The sequence below is a fragment of the Miniphocaeibacter halophilus genome (assembly GCF_016458825.1).
GTDB classification, from domain to species: domain Bacteria; phylum Bacillota; class Clostridia; order Tissierellales; family Peptoniphilaceae; genus Miniphocaeibacter; species Miniphocaeibacter halophilus.
Genome location: NZ_CP066744.1, coordinates 1,904,840 through 1,923,476, shown reverse-complemented (window position 1 = coordinate 1,923,476; position 18,637 = coordinate 1,904,840). Strand labels below are relative to the sequence as shown.

Here is an 18,637-nt window from a genome sequence, read left to right as displayed (position 1 = left end):
CTTTACCATATTTGTATTTTTCAATCAATAAAAAAAGAAGCTATTAACTTCTTTTTTTCCCAAATCTATTTTTAAAACTATCTAAGGTTCTAAATAATTCTTTTACATTTAATATATACAAACAGATTCCATATACTATTACAGCAAAAACAACTGCAATTAATAAGGAAATAGTACTTCCTAAATAACCTAGCATAAATTTATATAGCAAATAAGAAAGTCCGCCCATAATTAAACTTGATAAAATCATTTTAGTATTCTCTCTTAAGAAAATTCTTATTCCACCAAATCTACCTACTTTTTTTCTTAGTCTTATTGCTAATGTTAAAGAACCAAAGTAAGCTCCTAAAGATGTTCCTAAAGCTAAACCTGGTAATCCAATAAAGTAGGCTGCAATTAAACTGAGGACCAAATCGACAAAAATCATATATACTGAATTAATTGTAGGTGTTTTAGTATCCTTCAAAGCATAGAAAGATTTTAATAGTATATCTCTAAATGCTATTCCTACTAATCCAAAGGCATAACATTGTAAAGTTTGAGCTGTAATAATAGTGTTCTGGTAAGTCCATTCCCCTCTATTAAATGCCAAATTTACTATTGGTATTGCATATATTATAAGACCAATGGAAGCAGGATAAACCAATATATTCATAGAGTCCATTGAAGATAAAATCATTCTTTTGAATTTTCTAATATCTCTTGAGGCAGTACTTTCACTTAATGCTGTATAAGCAACAGTCCCTATTGAAACCACTACTATTCCATTTACAAACTCACTTAATCTAGATGCATATTTCATTGTAGAATATCCACCTACAGACTGAATAAAAGTTGCAAGGTTTTTGTCAATCATGACTCCAATTTGACTAACAGATACTCCGAATATTACAGGAATAGCTAAATACAACATACTTTTCAAATGTTTGTCTGACCAATCTATTTTGGGTATCCATTTAAATCCAGTTTTCTTTACTGCTGGAATATAAGGTATAAATTGTACTATAGTACCCAGAGTTAAACCTATTGGCAATATATATATATTGGTTTTAGATCCTAAAACAATTGAAACTATTATAAATAAATTTAAAATAAACCCTTGTATTGCTGGAACTAGATAGTTTTCTCTAGCATAAAGATATCCTCTATAAACTGTAGCCACTGATGTAGCAACTAAACTTAAATATGTTATTCTTAAAAAATTAGTTGCTAAAGCATGGGATTCTTTTGGAAAATTATAGGCTAATAATTTAGTTAAGGGACTGGCAAATATTTGGCAAAATATAACAATTACTATACCAATTACTATACTTACATTTCCCATATTACTGGTAAATCTATTAGCTAATAAAATACCTTCCTTTTTTTCTATTCTTTTATATGTAGGAATAAATCCTGTAGATATACCTACTGCTACAAAGCTAAATATAAGAATAGGTAAATCCATTGCTATATTAAATGCATCTGCAACTATACCAGTAGCAAAATACTTCGCCAATAAAGATTCTCGTAACAAACCTAAGAATTTGGATATAATTGTAATTATCATTAATAAAAAAGCTGTTGACTTCATAACATCTCCTAAAATTTATATAAGCATAAGACATATTATAATATAAAATTTTATAATTTGCTAGATACTATTATTTCATATAATAATATATGCTATACTAATAGTATAAAAAAATAAGGAGTTATATGTAATGTTTTTCAAAGAATTGTTAAATTTAACTACACTTAAAATACAAAAAAATAATGTAAAAATTAATAATGAAATAATTCATATTAAGACCAATAATTTTATAGATAATGAAAATACATTAAATATTATTGATGGAAATTCCTTTAATAAATTAAAGGATGTAAAAGGTAATTATTTAATTTATAATTGTAATAAAGAAATTTCTTTAAACCAAAATATCAATTACATTGTTACAAATTTAGATAATTGTTATGAAATTGTAGATATTGTTAATGAATGCTTATATAAACATAATAATTTTCTTTTTCTAGTATATGATATTATTGCGAATAATAGGGGAATTGATGAATTATTAAAAATTTTTAAAAAAGAATACAATTCAAATGTATGTATCCTAAGCAACAATAAAAAATTAGTTTATAATATTTTTGATTTTAATAAGGTTAATGATATATTCTCCCTTAAAATATCGAAAAAAGCATCATCTCGTGTTTTTGGATATTTAGCTTTTGAAAATGTTGATGAAAAACTACACGATAGCATAGACAAGGTAAGTGGAATAACTTCCATATATATATATACTTGCATAAATGAATTTATTAACAGTAAGGATAAGTTTTATGATACATTAAAAAATTTATCTTTAAATAATTTTACTGATGAAGATGCACAGATTTTAAAAATTATTAATTGGAATATAAATGATCAATATAAACTATATAATTTAAAATTAGAAGGCGGTCTTTTCAAATATAGGGATATGTTTGTTCATGGCAATAAATTTATACTAGATTACCCTATGTACCTATATTCTATAATCGTAAATAATAATCTTCTTATTTTATTAAATGAATCTAATTTAAATAGCGACAAAATAAAAACCAACATACAAAATTATATTGATAAGTATAATCTTGATTATTCTACAATATATTTGAGAAAAAATTTATTAAATTTCTATAAAGCCTATGAACTTACTAAATATATTATAGATAATAATTTAAATATTAAAGAGAATATAGATTTAAATTTAGATAAATTAATATTCTCCATGTCACTTTCCAATGATTTTATTGAAATGGCTATACCCGAAGAGGTTATTGCTTTAAAAAACTATGATAAAGATAAAAATTCAGAATTATTAAAAACCCTATATTACTATTTAATTGAAGAAAGGTCTTTAATTAAGGCATCTAAACAAATGGATGTTCACAGAAACTCTATAGTGTACAGAATTAACAAAGTTAATGAACTTGTAGATATAGACCTTGAAAAATCAACTTCTAGGCAAAATATTTTAATCGCCTTAGAAATACTAGATAAATTAAATCCAGGATTAATAAAATAATTATTCATCCTGGATTTGTTCTAATAAAATCATTGCATTATTAAAAATATCTTCTGAAATATCGTAATATTGAACTATGTTTTCTAAATCTTCCTTAGCTTTTCTATTTTCTCCTAAATTTAAAAAGATTACAGCCCTATTAAACAACAATATTTCATTATCTTCATATTCCTTTAAACCTTTTTCTATTATTTCAATTGTCAATTCTATATATCCAACTTGAGATAAAAAATAACTATAGTCTATATAAAATTCTACTTCTTTATTTTTAAAATCATCTGCTAGTGAATAATATTTAAAGGCTTTATTATTTTCCATTAAGGCAAAATAAGCATTAGCTAAATAATAATATTTTCTATAATCGTATATGTCATTATTTTCTAATTTTTCTATAACCTCATAGAATTTACCATTTTCAAGTAAATACTTGCTTTCCAATAATATTACTTCAATTTGTAAAAAATCTAATTTATTATCTATTTCTTTTTCAATTTCTTCTATATTGTTTATATTTAAATTTTTTAAATTTTTCTTTGATTCCAAATAATAATAGTTAGCTTTTATTAAATTATCTCGATTTAATTCAATATTTCCCAATAAAAAATATGTTAATGGATATTTTTCATCAATAGAAATATTTTTATTTAATACCTTCTCTGCTTCTTCTAAAAATATATTATTGTTTTTACTTTCATATAATTCCAATAATGTTAAAGTATAATAATAATTACTGGTTACATCTTGAAAATTATCATAATTAAACTTTAAAAAAATATTTGAGATTTCTACATCATCTTGTAATTCATAAATAGCCATATTTAAAACAGCTTCTTTTAAATTTGTAATATTTTTAAATAAAAAATCAAAATATCTTTCTGCATACTTAAAATTGAAATCCACAGCTAAATTAAATATTATACCTCTAAAAAAATATTTAAACTCAATTTCTTCATTAAAAGTTCCTGACTTAATTTCTTCTGTAAAATCTTTTTTTAATATTGGTAGAGGAAAGTCAATATCTACTAAACTTTCTTTTAATTCTAAGTACAATATTTCGTCTGATTTTGAACTATAATAGTCTTTAATATTTTCCATTAATTAAACTTCCTCATATAATCTCGTTTTCTCATTGATGAACCATTTAAAATCTCAAATAAATTTCCTCTGTATATTAAAAATATACTATAGATTAATACTATTAATAATGAAATTAAAATATCTAAAATATTTTTAGTAAATGAAATATTAAAAGGTAATATATATGGTAAGTCTAAAAGCCATAACACTCCAAAGAATAATAAATTTGGTAATCCCCAATTTATTATATTATTTTTTAGAAATTCCAAGGAATGTATTAAAGTTCCTTGAGAATCATAATTTTCCAAATATATGGACTCTGGCAAGGCATTGAATACTATTAAAAGAACAGGAATTAAAAAATTATATATTCTATATAAACCACCAATTTGTAAAATTAACCTTACTAAATAGAATATAAATGCTATTTGAATTATTTTATACATAAATTGGCTACTACTATCTTGAATAAATCCCTTACCCTTTCCATTTGTCTTTACAGCCTTAAATAATATATTCATTATAAAAGAAATTATAAAAATTTCTAATATATATATTAATAGGTCTATTATAATTGAAAACATTCCAAACCCAAATATTGAATTTAAAATATTACTTACAATATTAATAACTAGTGAACTTGCTATTATAGCTATGGCTACAATAAAAAAATACCTTATTCCTTTAAAAGTATTCTTTATTGCAGTTTTTTGTACATAAAGAAAATCTTGTAAATAATTCATATTATCTCCTTATAATAATCTGTTATATTATAAAATTCATTGTTGTTTTTATCATATAATACAATACAATTTTTTTCATAATAATTGTTATTTTTCATAACATCAATTATATCATACTTAAATTTTAAGATAAAAATATTCTTAACCAATTTTTTTGTTGTCATACCTAGGGCATATTTTCCAATAGTATTCAAAATTTCATCATTTTTTAATAATTCATGTTTTATCTGGTTTTCAATTACTGCCGGGTTTAAAAAATAAGGAATTTTTTTATTTGTAATTATATAGTCATGAATAAGTAATTCTAAAAGAATATTTTTATATTTGAAATCTTTAAATACAATAAAATCTTTGAAAATCAAATAAAGATTATCTCTTGAGTGATTCCTAAAATAGTAGTTGTTTTTCTTCCAATAATTTGAAAAATCTTCAAAAAAATCAAAATCTGTTTTATAATAATTCTTTACAACAAATTCAAAAGTGTTAATAAAGTATTTTTCATTATAATATTTATCTACTAATGTTTCTATAAGTTTAATTTTCTGAATTTCATCATAGCTTATCCATTTGGTAAATATAACTTCAAAAGGTGGATCATCATCATAAATAATTCCATATTCTTTACTTTTATACCACAATGGTGAACCCTTTAAAACCTTTAAAAACCCTAATTGAAGTTTATCAGGTCTAATCGATAAAATATCGTTAAAGGATTTTTTTAAACTTTCATAATCCTCAAAGGGTAAACCTGTAATTAAATCTAAATGTAAATGAATATTGTTATAACTTATTATTTCTTTACAAACTTTTTTTATTTGTTCAAATTCCCCTACTCTTTTTATTGCCTTACAAGTTTTAACATTAGTTGATTGAACGCCAATTTCAAATTGAAAAAGATCTTTTCTTAAATTCTTAAATAATTTCAAGTAATCCTTGTCAATTAATGTAGGGTGTATTTCTAAATGAAATGTTGTTACTCCCTTATCATTTTCTTTAATAAACTTCATTAACTCTAAAGCACGGTTTTTGTCGTAGTTAAATGTTCTGTCTATAAATTTAACTAGTGGTACTTCTAAATCAATAAATTTTTTAATGTCTTTCTTACATCTCTCTAAATCGAAATATCTAACTTTTTTTGTAGAAGAGGAAAGACAAAATTCACAATTGTAGGGACAGCCTCTTGAAGTTTCATAATATATTATTTTTTTGTCTTTAATGTGTTCATCAGTATATTCAAATTCAGATATTTTTAAATCATTTATTACTTGGTAATTTGTATTTCCTAATATATTATTATTCTTTCTTCCTAAAATTCCATCAGGTAAAATAGATTCTTTATTTACTATATAATTTAATAATTTAAAAAAAACTAATTCTCCCTCACCTGAAATAATATAATCAATACTTTTGTTTTCCTTTAATAATTCCTCTCCATTATAGGATACTTCAGGTCCTCCTAGTATAATTATAATATCTTCCTTTATTTTTTTGATTTTCTTACATATTTTTAAAGTTTCTTCAACATTCCAAATATATGTGGAAAATCCTATTATCTCATAATCATTTTTCATGATTTCATAAATAATATCATCTATATTTTGATTAATAGTAAAATCCTTTGTGTCAACTTTATAATAGTCCTTCACAGTTGATTTTAAATATTGTATTGCAATATTACTATGAATATATTTTGTATTTAAAGATGTTAATAAAATTTTCATTTTTCACCTATCTAAAAAAGACTAGTTAAACTAGTCTTACATTTTTTCAGGAGCTGCTATTCCCAATAAATTCAAACTTGTAGTTAAAACTACCTTCGTTGCATATGTTAGAAGTAATCTGGCACTTTTAAGATTTTCTTCTGCCGAACTTATTGGACATGAATTATAAAATCTATTAAAAGCCTTTGCTAATTCTACTGAATATCTTGTAACAAATGATGGTTCTAATTTATTAGCAGCATTTTCTAAAACATTACTAAAATTATCTAAAATCTTAATTATAGCAATTTCTTCTTCTTCTTTTAATAAGGTATAGTCTACATTTTCTTCAACTTGGAAATTAACTTTATTTAAAATTGATGACGCCCTAGCATTTGCATACTGAACATATGGACCTGTTTCACCATCAAAGTTTAAAACTTGATCCCAATCAAATACATAATCCTTTATACGATTATTAAATAAATCTTGGAAAATTATTGCTCCTACACCTATTTCCTTTGCAACTTTTTCTTTATTTTCCAAGTCGGGATTTCTATTTTCTATTATTTCATTGGTTTTACTTATAGCTTGATTTAAAACCTCTTCTAAAAATATAACTTTTCCTTCTCTGGTTTTCATTGCACCATCTTTCATAGATACCATTCCAAAAGAAACATGGACACAATCATCTGCCCATTCATAACCCATTTCTTTTAGTACTGCTACAAGTTGTTGGAAATGTAGTCGTTGTTGAGAAGCTACAACATAATTATTTTTATAAAAATCATATGTTTTCTTTCTGTATATTGCCGTAGCAATATCCCTAGTAATATAAGTACTTGAACCATTGCTTTTTTTAATAAGCACAGGTGGTAAATCGTATTTTTCTAAATCTACTATTATTGCTCCTTCAGATTCTTTCAAAAGATTTTTCTCTTCAAGCTCCTTAATTACTTCTCCCATAAATTGCGAATGATAAGCTTCACCATTATAATTGTCAAATTTAACACCTAATAATTCATAAACCCTATTAAATTCTTTTAAACTAATATCTTTAAACCATTGCCATAATTCAAGGGCTTCCTTGTCTTTTTTTTCTAGTCTGTCAAACCAATATCTTGCTTCATCCATTAAGACTTCATTTTCTTTGGCTTCTTTATTGTACCTAACATACAAATCAAGCAAACCATTAATAGGATCTCTGTCTATGATCTCTTTACTTCCCCATTTTTTATATGCTGAAATCATCATACCAAATTGAGTACCATAGTCACCTATGTAATTTATTGCCACTGTATTATAGTCTTGGTATTTCAAAATATTATTAATGGAATTTCCAATTACTGTAGACCTTAAATGTCCAATATGAAAAGGCTTAGCTATATTAGTTGAAGAAAATTCAACTATAGCAGTTTTTCCTAATCCAATATTTTTTGAACCGAATTTTTTATTATTTAACACGCCTTCTAAAACTTCTTTTGTCAATAATTCATTATTAACAAAAAAGTTAATATATGGACCTGTATTTACTATATTTGAAAAAAATTCTCCTTTAGTTAATTTACCAGCTAATTCTTCTGCTATTAAATTTGGTGCCTTCTTAAAAGTTTTAGCAAATTTGAACACAGGAAAAGCGTAATCTCCCATACTCGATTCTGGTGGTATTTCTATAAGAGAAATAATTTCCTCTCTTGAAATATCTAGTTTCAATTCTTCTAATTTATCTACAACCTTAATTTTAAAATCTATCATATTTACCTCTCATTACTTTATTTCTACAACAGTTACTCCAGTACCACCTTCAGAATAGGAACCTATTCTATAGGATTTTACATACTTATTCTTTTTTAGATAATTTTGGACGCCTTGTCTTAACACTCCAGTTCCTTTTCCATGTATTAGTCTTATTTCTTTAATTCCTACAATATAAGCATCATCTATAAATTTTTCAATTTCATAAATAGCCTCTTCAATATTATAACCCCTTAAGTCTAATTCGCTACTTATATTTTTATTAGCCTTACTTTTTATAATATTCTTTATATTGGTTTTTGCCTTTTTTTCATCAGTAGACTCTACAAGTTTTAGGTTATTTACATTTGCATTTAATTTAATAATACCTATTTGAACTTGAACTTCACCTTTTCTATTTGGTTTAGAAATCACCTGTCCAACATCATTCATTCCTAGAACTTCTACTTCATCACCTATAGTTATATCTCTTTTTTCCTCTTTGTCTACTGTACCTAAAAGTCCCTTATTGCTAATATTCTTTTTTAATTTTTTATTAAAATTTTGTTCAATTTTAGTAGCTTGATGGGCTATATTTTCTTCAGAGCTACTTTGTAAGTATTTTAATTTTTTTATTAGTTCAGAACTAGAATCTTTCGCTTCCTGTATTATACTATAAGCTTTTTCCTTAGCATCATCAATAATTTTAGTTCTAGATAACTTAGTTTTATCTATTTCTTCATTTAACTTAGTTTTTAATAAAGTAACTTCCTCTTCAAGTTTTCTCTGTCTTTCCTTGCTTTCCTCTATTTCACGTCTATCATATTCTATTTTAGATAAAATATCCTCAAAGTTTTGATTTTCCTCTGATATTAGTTTTCGAGCCTCATTTATAATGGACTCACTTAGTCCAAGTCTTTTTGAAATTTCAAAAGCATTTGACTTACCAGGTAAACCTATTGTTAACCTATATGTTGGACTTAAAGTATTTACATCAAACTCTACTGAACCATTTTTTACACCTTCGGTATTTAATGCAAATAACTTCAATTGAGAATAATGAGTAGTAGCTATAGTTCTAATATTTTTGTGTAATAATTTTTCTAAAATAGCTATAGCTAGGGCAGCCCCTTCTGTTGGATCAGTTCCTGCTCCTAATTCATCAAAAAGTACTAAGGAATTATATTTTAAATTATTCATTATTTCTACAATATTTGTCATATGTGAAGAAAATGTACTTAACGATTGTTCTATACTTTGTTCATCACCAATATCTGCATATATTTCATCAAAAACAGCTATTTCAGAATTTTCCTTACATGGAATTAATAAGCCTGATTGGGCCATTAAAGTAAGTAATCCCACTGTTTTTAATGTTACTGTTTTTCCACCTGTATTTGGTCCAGTAATTACTAAAGTATTATAATCCCTACCAAAATTAATATCGATTGGAACTACCTTGTTTTTATCCAGTAAAGGATGTCTTGCTTTTTTTAAATCAACTATTCCCTTTTTATTAATAATGGGCCTAGAACAATTATATTCAATAGCTAAATTTCCCTTTGCAAATATAAAATCCAATCTGGACAAATATTTTTGATTAATAATTAAATCATCTTTTATTTCAAATAATTTTAAGGACAACTCTCTTAATATTTTTTTTATTTCTTCTTCTTCCTTAGCTTCCAATATTCTAATATCGTTATTTATTTCTACTACAGCCATTGGTTCTATAAAAGAAGTTGCTCCCGAAGACGATTGGTCATGAACAATACCCTTTATTAAATTTCTATTTTCTGATTTTACCGGAATTACATATCGTCCATCCCTAATTGTTACAAAAGAATCCTGTAATAGATTTTGTGAATTTTGAGATTTTAAAATACTATTTAGTTTTTCTCTAATAGAATTAGATTTGTTTAATATTTCTCTTCTAATTCTTTTTAATTCACTACTAGCGTTATCACTTATTTCATTTTCTGAAATAATAGCATTTGAAATTTCTTTTTCTATATTATTATATTCAGTTAAAGAAGAAACTATAGCCGATACTATTGGATACTTATTTTCATTTTCTATAGTATTAGGTAAATATCTTTTTATTTCATTAACCGATCTTAATAATGCAGAAGCATCTAAAAGCTCTCTTGTACCTAGACTTCCTCCCTTTTCTACATGTTTTAAAGGTAATATAAAATCATTGATTTCATATATAGAAGGATTGCCAAATGCAAATATTAAGCTAGTTGCTTCTTCTGTTTCCTTAAGTTTTTCTTCAATTTCTTCAAAATCTGAAATAGGTTCTAATTTTTTTGATATCTTTTTACCTAAGTTCGATTTTGTATAATTTACTAATTTATTTATTATTGTATTGTATTCTAAAATTTTTATTGCTTTATTATTCATTAATTTATACCTTTTAAAAAATGTCCCTTAGTATATTCTTCGTTATTATTATCTATTTTATAAACCTTCTTATTATTGATTTTATCATTGTATTTTTTTATTAAATCATCTACTTTATTATAAGCAATAATTCTTAAATTGCCACCCTTTTCTAAATTAATATTTTTAACAATATCGTAAATGTCTAAAATTTTATTATGATATAATTCACTATAACCATTAAATCTGTTAACTAAAAAATATTCATTATTATTATTTTTTAAATAGTGGTTTTTAGAAAATTTACATAAATTACATTTACTATCGTCTTTACAACCCTTTAAAATACTAAACGGACAGTTTTTCATTACCATAGAGGTTAAATATCCGTGGACTAATATTTCAAAATCATTATCAATTTTTGTAATTAAATCATTAATTTCATCTATATTTAATTCTGTTGACAAGGATATTTTAAACAGTCCTAAGTTTTTTAAAAGCCAATAGGCTTTAGAATTTAATACATTTAGTCCTATATCTCCAATAATTTTTGCATTAGGAAACTTTTCCTTAACAAATTGAATATCTCCTAAATTATTTACTAAAAATCCTTTTATATTGTTTTTATTTTTAATTTCAACGCTAATTTTTTCTAATTCTTTACTAGTGGCTATTCTTGGTATTTTATAATAACTATTTTCAATATTATTATAATCATTTGTATAAATATCACCATAATCATTTTCAAGATTTTCCACTATATTAATTAATTCTAAGTTAATTTTAGTCGTTGCAGGGTTTGTTGATTGGAAACTTTTAAAATCTATATTTACTTTATTTACATACTCTCTGCTATTAAAATTAGTTAGTATTTTATCTAATTTAAATATTATATCTCTTCGTAACTCGTTTAAAACCTTAATAGGTATAAATATGTTCTCATCTAATTCCAATTCAATAGAATGTAATTTATAGTTGGTATTTCCCATTTTAGATAGTTGCTCTACTATTCTATCTCTGCTTAAAGGTTGTTTTATGGCTTTTAAAACAGTATGATTTGAATCTGCAAATACAGTTTTATTACAACTTTTTGCATAAATTCTAGGATTTTCCCCAATTTTACCAATAAATTTAATATCAATATCTTTAAGATTATCGATTTTTGCATTTTCCAATTCATTTTTTATTTCAATAGAACTTGTTCTTCTTACTTTAGAATCAACTTTTGAATCGTGAATATGGTCACTAAATAAAGTTTCCCCTACATCATAATCCTTAGTTAAGGTAAGTTGAATTACCTTATTTTTTACTGTTTCAAAAAGTAGAATATCCCCTTTTTTTACTTTTATAAAAAACTCTATTGCTTTTTGTTTATTTTTTTTAACAATTTTGCCAACAATTAAACCTTTTTTATTCTTCTCTCTATTAATTTCAATAAAATCTCTGCCAAAGCTATAATTAATTAACCCCTTTGTATATCCTCTATTAGATACTTCATCAAGAATCCTATCATCTATATAGTGATTATTCAATTTACTCTTATAGGTTTTAACTACGGTATAGACATATTCTGGCTTTTTCATTCTTCCTTCTATTTTAAAGGATTTAATTCCAATATCTCTTAATTCTGTAATATTATCAATTGTGCATAAATCTTTTGGACTTAAATAAGATCTAGGGGCCTTGTTAGAATTTACAATATTAAACTCTGAATCATATATTGTATATTCTTTTCTACAAGGTTGGGCACATTTTCCCCTGTTACCACTTCTTCCTCCAATATATGAACTCATAAGACATTGACCTGATGATGAAATACATAGTGAACCATGAATAAATACCTCTAGTTCTATATCTAGATTTTCAGCTATATACTTTATTTCATCTATAGGGGTTTCCCTTGCTAAAACTATTCTTTTAAAACCTAGTTTTTTCATAAGTTTTGCACCGTAATAATTATTAATATTAATTTGTGTACTAGCATGTACATCCATATTAGGTAAATATTGCTTAATTAAAGTCAATAGGCCTAAATCTTGGATTATTACAGCATCAACATCTAAATTATATAAGTCAATAATGTAGTTTAAAGCATCATTTAATTCATAATCATGTAATAATGTATTTACTGTTACATATACCTTAATATTATTACTATGGCATTTTCTAACTAAATCTCTAATGTTTTCTATTGTAAAATTTTCTGCATATGCTCGTGCACTAAAATTTTTTCCACCTAAATAAACAGCATCAGCTCCTGCCTTAATTGCTGCATCTAACATCAACAAATTCCCTACAGGAGCCAATACCTCAAAATCATAATTTTTCAATTATAAAACCTTACCCTTGATTTTTTCTAATTCTCTTTTTACCGAATTAACTATTATTAATGTCTGTGTGTAATCTCTTCTAAGATTATCCATATTATCGTTTAATTTTTTAATAGTATTGTTTTTACCTTCTAGTTCTTGTAAATAGTTTGATGTTTCTATTTTAAGAGTTTCAATATATTGATTTAGCTTATTTATATTGTTAAGGTAAAGATTAATGTCCTCTTTTAGTTTTAAATTATCTTTTTCTAGTTGGTTAATATTTTTTATAAAATTTTCATTCTTTTCTTTTATTGTTCTTTTTTCCTGTCTGAAACTGTCTATCTCATCTCTTAAATTTGAAATCTCTAAATCATTATTTGTAATTTCTTCACTAAAATATAACAAAGCTAAGCTTAGAAGCATCTCCTGTTTTAAATTAGGATTATTTTTTCTTAGTTCTGATAATTTACTATTAATTTTACTGGTAATTTCATCTATAGCTTCTTCTGATTTGTCAGATTTTATTGTATAGGTATTATTTAATATCCTTATATTATATTTTGTTTTTTCAGACATTTTAGCTCCTTAATTTAGCACCAAAACCCTTTTCTAACTCGTTTAATATATCTTCTACAATAATGTTCACTTCTTTTTCTTTTAATGTTCTTTCTGGAGATTGAAAAACTATTCTATATGCTAAGCTCTTTTTATTGCTATCTACGTGCTCTCCTGTGTATATATCAAATAAATCTATTTTTTGCACAAGACCTTTTCCTGAACCTTCTATTACATTTTCAATTTTTGCAGTTTCTAAATTTCTATCTACAACAATTGCTATATCCCGTTCAATACTAGGATACTTTATAATTGGCTTATATGTCTTTTCTAAATTTACATATTTTCCCACTATTGATAAATCAATTTCAGCTATATATACTCTTGAACCAATATTATAGTTTTCTGCAACTTCATAGCTAATTTCTCCAATTTGTCCTAGTACTTCTCCCTTAAAAGCAATGCTTGCTGCTCTACCTGGATGAAATGTTTTATTATCTGTTAAGGCAGTAAATTCTAAATCTTTCAAACCTAATTGATTTAAATAGATTGACACTATATCCTTTATATCATAAAAATCATATTTACCGTACATTCCCAATGTTACTTTTTTACTTTCTACTGGAAGTTTTTTTGCATCATAGGAATGGAATGTATTTCCTAATTCATAAACCTTAAATTCATCTATTTTATTTTTACTATTTTTTTCCAATACATTTAAAATATTTGGAATTAAAGTAGTTCGCATTACACTAAAGTCTTCCCCTAATGGATTTTTTAATGTAACTAATTCCTCTTCATCAATATCCGTTAATGTTTTAGAGTAGGCTTTTCTGCTTATAAAAGAATAGGTAGTAGCTTCATATAACCCCAATGCATACATTATATTTTTAGTTTCATCTTCTATTAGTCTATTATATGATTTTTTACCTCGTAATAATCCTCCACCTAATGGTTTTGGTTCAATATTATGGAAACCATATAATCTCCCCACTTCCTCAATTATATCTTCTTCTATACTAATATCCAATCTAAATTTAGGAACTTTTACTATTAAAATATCATTTTCTTCTTCTACTTCAAATTCTAAATTTTCTAAATAGTTTACAATTTCTTCCTTAGAAATTTCTGTTCCCAATAATTTATTGATTCTTTCAACACTAATATTAATTATCCTATCTTCTTGAGGTTTTTTATAAATATCATAGCTTCCTTTAACAACGGTACCTGAATTTGTTTCTTCAATAAGTTCACAAACTCTTTCGGCTGCATATTTACTTATTTCAGGTGATATTCCCTTTTCAAACCTTTGAGATGCCTCTGTTCTAAGTCCTAAATGTTTAGAGGTTTTTCTAACTGAATCAGCATCAAATACTGCAGATTCAACTAAAATAGTTTTTGTACTATTAGTTATTTCACTATTTAATCCTCCCATAACTCCAGCTATGGCTACCGGTTTTTTCCCATCGGAAATAACTAGATCCGTTTTCCTTAATTTTCTACTGTTATTGTCCAATGTTGTCATTTCTTCATTTTCATTTGCTTGTCTTACAATGATTTTTTTATCTTCTAAAGTTTCAATATCAAAAGCATGAAGAGGTTGTCCTAATTCCAATAAAACATAGTTTGTAATATCTACAATATTATTTATCGGCCTCATTCCAGCTTGCATTAAGTAATTTTGCATCCATTGAGGAGATTCTTTTACTACAACATCTTTTACAATTTTTCCCACATATCTTAAACAATTGTCAGATAAAACTTCTATTGAGTTAAAATAATTTTCAATTTTATCCTCTTCTCTTTCTATATTTATTGTTGGTAAATTGATTTTCTTGTTAAAAGTTGCTGCTACTTCTCTTGAAATACCTACTATTGACAAACAATCCGATCTATTAGGCGTTATTTCAAATTCTACAACTGGATCCTTTAATTGTAAAGCATCTATAATATTTTCTCCAATTTTACCATTTTCTAAAATTATAATTCCATTTGCTGAACTTTTAGGAATAACACTATCAATATATCCTAATTCTTCATATGAACATAACATTCCTGTAGACTCTATTCCCTTTAAATCAATTGGCTTTATTTCTAACCCATCTGGTAATATTGCTCCAAGTTTTGCAAAAGCTACTAAATCTCCTTCTTTCATATTTTTAGCACCGGTAATTATTTCAACTACTTTTTCTCCATAATCAACTTTTACTAAGGATAATTTATCAGCATTAGGATGTTTTTTTATTTCTAATATTTTTGCAACAACTATATTGTTTAATTTTTCTCCTAAATCATTAATTGATTCAACATGTGAACCTGATAGTGTAACTTCATTTATTAATTCCATAATATCTGTATCTATATTAACATATTCTTTCATCCAAACTATTGGTAATAGCATATATTCCTCCTAAAACTGTTCTAAAAATCTCTTATCGTTATCATATAATAATCTAATGTTATTAATACCATGTTTTACCATTGTAATTCTATCTATTCCCATTCCAAAGGCAAATCCTGAATAAATTTCCGGATCAATGCCACAATTTCTCAATACATTAGGATGAACCATTCCACATCCTAATAATTCCATACTCCATCCTGTATAATTACATTCTGGACATCCTTCACCATGACAGGAAAAGCATGACACATCTACTTCTGCAGATGGTTCTGTAAAAGGAAAATAGTGTGGTCTATATCTAGTTTTCATATCTTCCCCAAAGAATTCTCTAATAAATACATCTAAGGTATGCATTAAATTAGACATGGTAACATTTTTATCTACTACTAAACCCTCAATTTGATGAAACATCGGAGAGTGTGTGTCGTCAACATCATCAAATCTAAAGGTCCTACCTGCTGAAACCATCCTAATTGGAGGTTTGTTATTTAACATAGTTCTAATTTGAACTGTTGAAGTATGAGTTCTAAGTAAAATATCTTCATTTATATAAAATGTATCTGTTAAGTCCCTAGATGGATGATTTTTAGGCGAATTTAACAAATCGAAATTATTTGCAACAGTTTCAACCTCTGGTCCTTCTATAATTGAAAACCCCATTGTTTGAAACAGATTTTCCAATTCCTCCATAGTCTTATTTAAAGGATGTCTATGACCTATTTTTAAAGAGCCCTTTTTTGCTGTAACATCGATTTTTTCTTCCTCTATTTTAATTTTGTTTATTTTTTCTATTAATTCCTTTTTCTTTATTCCAATATAGTCTTCTATGTCATTTCTTATTTCATTTGCATATTGTCCTACAATAGGTCTTTCTTCTTTAGATAGTTTTCCCATTCCTCTTAAAACTAGAGTCAACTCTCCTTTTTTACCTAATATTTTAACTCTAATTTTCTCTAATTCTTCTAAATTTTTTATTTCACCTAATTTAGCTAAAGTTTGTTCTTTTATATTCAATAATTTATTTTTCATTTTTCCTCCTATTAGTAACCTATATTAAATAAAAAAATCTCCCATCCCAAAATGGGACGAAAGATTTCCGCGGTACCACCCAAATTATGAAAACATCACTTAATTTGAAACTATATATCGTTAGTTAACGCTCAGAATTACCTGAGAACTCCGGAATGAATAGGGATAGTTTAATTACTATGTTTCACCAATTCATAGCTCTCTACTAATTAAAATCTATCTTTTTTTCCTTCACTGTACTTATTAAATTAAAATAAAACATTGTAACCGATGCAGCAATTGCTGCATTTAAAGATTCAACATTTTTTGAAATTGGAATAATAATATTTTTATCTGAAATCTCTATAATTTCCTTGTCTACTCCATTTGCCTCATTTCCAATAATTATAGCATGTTTTTTTATATCTGTCATATTAAATATGCTTTCTGCATTGTCCGATAATGACATAGAATATATTAAATGTGTGTTTTTTAATATATTTAAATCCTCTAGTTTTATTTCTTTTAAATTAACTCTAAAAATAGATCCCATAGAAGATCGTAAAACCTTATGATTGTATATATTTACACAACCATTTATTAATAATATATTATTATATCCAAAGGATTCAGCAGTACGTATTATTGTCCCCATATTTCCTGGATCTCTAATATTATCCAAGACTAAAAGATTTTTACTTAAATCTATTTCCTTATTACTTAAGAACTCACATATAGCTAGTATTCCTTCAGAATTTTTCATTTCTGTTATTTCATTAAATAAGGAATTTTTTAATTGAATTATACTCTCTTTTCTATTTTTCAATATAGTTAAATCTTTAAAATCCTCATTGATAATTATATTTTGTATAGACACTTTAGAGGTAAATGCTTCTATTAGCATTTTTTTACCTTCTATTATAAATAGATTATTCTTTTTTCTTCCAGTATTGGTTTTTAAAGATTTAAATTTTTTAAACTCTTTATTGTCCTTACTTTCTATTCTTTTAATCATTTGTAATATTAACCAATTCCTCTATATCAGAAGTTTTACCAACTACCGATAATACATCTGAACTTCCTATTACTAAATCAGCTTCAGGATTTATAATAATATCCTCATTACGTCTTACAGCAATAATACTTAGATTATATTTATTTCTTATTTCTAGGTCTTTTATCATTTTATTGGTCCAATTTTTAGGAGCTTTTATTTCCATTAGGCTAAATTCTTCAGATACTTCAATAAAATCTATAATGCTTTTCTTGGTCAAGCTATGAGCAAGTCTTAAACCCGTTTCCTTTTCTGGAATAATAACCTTATCCGCTCCAATTTTAGTCATAATCTTCCCATGAAGCGTATCTTTTACTTTTGCTATAACAGTATCTACTCCTAATTCTTTTGCTGTTGCAGTAACCAATACAGAAGCTTCAAAATTTGAACTCATACCTATTATTACTACATCAAAATTCTGTACTCCTAAATCCTCAAGGACACCTTCTGCCGTAACGTCTGCTGTTACTGCATAGGTAACAGAAGGACTAATTTCATTTACTACATCCTCATCTTGATCTATAACCAAAACCTCTTGATTTAACTCAGATAATTTTAACGCTAATGATTTTCCAAATCTACCACAACCAATAACTACAAATTGTTTCATTTCTC

The 18,637-nt window shown here is 25.5% G+C and carries 13 protein-coding genes and 1 other annotated feature; of the genes, 1 reads left to right on the top strand and 12 read right to left on the bottom strand.

Translation table 11 applies throughout. The features are described from left to right. Window positions 1-43: 43 nt before the first annotated feature. Window positions 44-1,573 (bottom strand): murein biosynthesis integral membrane protein MurJ, encoded by a 1,530-nt coding sequence (gene murJ, locus JFY71_RS09595; RefSeq protein ID WP_243660569.1) that lies wholly within the window; start codon window positions 1,571-1,573, stop codon window positions 44-46. Window positions 1,574-1,703: 130 nt separating this feature from the next. On the opposite strand from murJ, the gene JFY71_RS09590 reads away from it, so the two are divergent. Further along, complete coding sequence (locus JFY71_RS09590; RefSeq protein WP_243660568.1) at window positions 1,704-3,050, top strand: helix-turn-helix domain-containing protein; 1,347 nt, start codon at window positions 1,704-1,706, stop codon at window positions 3,048-3,050. On the opposite strand, the gene JFY71_RS09585 is transcribed toward JFY71_RS09590, so the two are convergent. From JFY71_RS09585 to JFY71_RS09535, 11 genes are all read right to left on the bottom strand, one after another. Continuing rightward, the gene (locus JFY71_RS09585) at window positions 3,051-4,145 is read right to left on the bottom strand and encodes a tetratricopeptide repeat protein (protein WP_243660567.1); all 1,095 of its coding nucleotides are present in this window, start codon (window positions 4,143-4,145) and stop codon (window positions 3,051-3,053) included. Then, a complete protein-coding gene (locus tag JFY71_RS09580; RefSeq protein ID WP_243660566.1) occupies window positions 4,145-4,870 on the bottom strand; it encodes a hypothetical protein in 726 nt (241 codons plus the stop codon). The genes JFY71_RS09585 and JFY71_RS09580 overlap by 1 nt, the downstream gene beginning before the upstream one ends. Continuing rightward, window positions 4,867-6,591 (bottom strand): B12-binding domain-containing radical SAM protein, encoded by a 1,725-nt coding sequence (locus tag JFY71_RS09575; RefSeq protein ID WP_243660565.1) that lies wholly within the window; start codon window positions 6,589-6,591, stop codon window positions 4,867-4,869. Before JFY71_RS09575 ends, JFY71_RS09580 begins: the two co-directional genes overlap by 4 nt. Before the next feature lie 36 nt (window positions 6,592-6,627). Further along, window positions 6,628-8,325: an arginine--tRNA ligase gene (argS, locus tag JFY71_RS09570; RefSeq protein ID WP_243660564.1), complete on the bottom strand. Its 1,698-nt coding sequence runs from the start codon at window positions 8,323-8,325 to the stop codon at window positions 6,628-6,630. Window positions 8,326-8,337: 12 nt separating this feature from the next. Continuing rightward, window positions 8,338-10,710 (bottom strand): endonuclease MutS2, encoded by a 2,373-nt coding sequence (locus JFY71_RS09565; RefSeq protein WP_243660563.1) that lies wholly within the window; start codon window positions 10,708-10,710, stop codon window positions 8,338-8,340. Then, window positions 10,710-13,019, bottom strand: coding sequence for a U32 family peptidase (locus tag JFY71_RS09560; protein WP_243660562.1), 2,310 nt, complete (start codon window positions 13,017-13,019; stop codon window positions 10,710-10,712). The genes JFY71_RS09565 and JFY71_RS09560 overlap by 1 nt, the downstream gene beginning before the upstream one ends. Further along, window positions 13,020-13,577, bottom strand: coding sequence for a cell division protein ZapA (locus JFY71_RS09555; protein WP_243660561.1), 558 nt, complete (start codon window positions 13,575-13,577; stop codon window positions 13,020-13,022). 1 nt (window position 13,578) lies between these two features. Then, window positions 13,579-15,957: a phenylalanine--tRNA ligase subunit beta gene (gene pheT / locus JFY71_RS09550; RefSeq protein ID WP_243660560.1), complete on the bottom strand. Its 2,379-nt coding sequence runs from the start codon at window positions 15,955-15,957 to the stop codon at window positions 13,579-13,581. A 9-nt stretch (window positions 15,958-15,966) separates the two neighbouring features. After that, on the bottom strand, window positions 15,967-16,989 hold the full coding sequence (gene pheS, locus JFY71_RS09545; protein WP_243660559.1) for a phenylalanine--tRNA ligase subunit alpha: 1,023 nt from the start codon (window positions 16,987-16,989) through the stop codon (window positions 15,967-15,969). Window positions 16,990-17,038: 49 nt separating this feature from the next. Then, window positions 17,039-17,233 (bottom strand) — a binding site (T-box leader). Next, window positions 17,195-17,983: a TrmH family RNA methyltransferase gene (locus tag JFY71_RS09540; protein ID WP_243660558.1), complete on the bottom strand. Its 789-nt coding sequence runs from the start codon at window positions 17,981-17,983 to the stop codon at window positions 17,195-17,197. (Overlaps the previous feature by 39 nt.) Further along, window positions 17,976-18,632 (bottom strand): potassium channel family protein, encoded by a 657-nt coding sequence (locus JFY71_RS09535; protein WP_243660557.1) that lies wholly within the window; start codon window positions 18,630-18,632, stop codon window positions 17,976-17,978. The genes JFY71_RS09540 and JFY71_RS09535 overlap by 8 nt, the downstream gene beginning before the upstream one ends. Window positions 18,633-18,637: the final 5 nt, after the last annotated feature.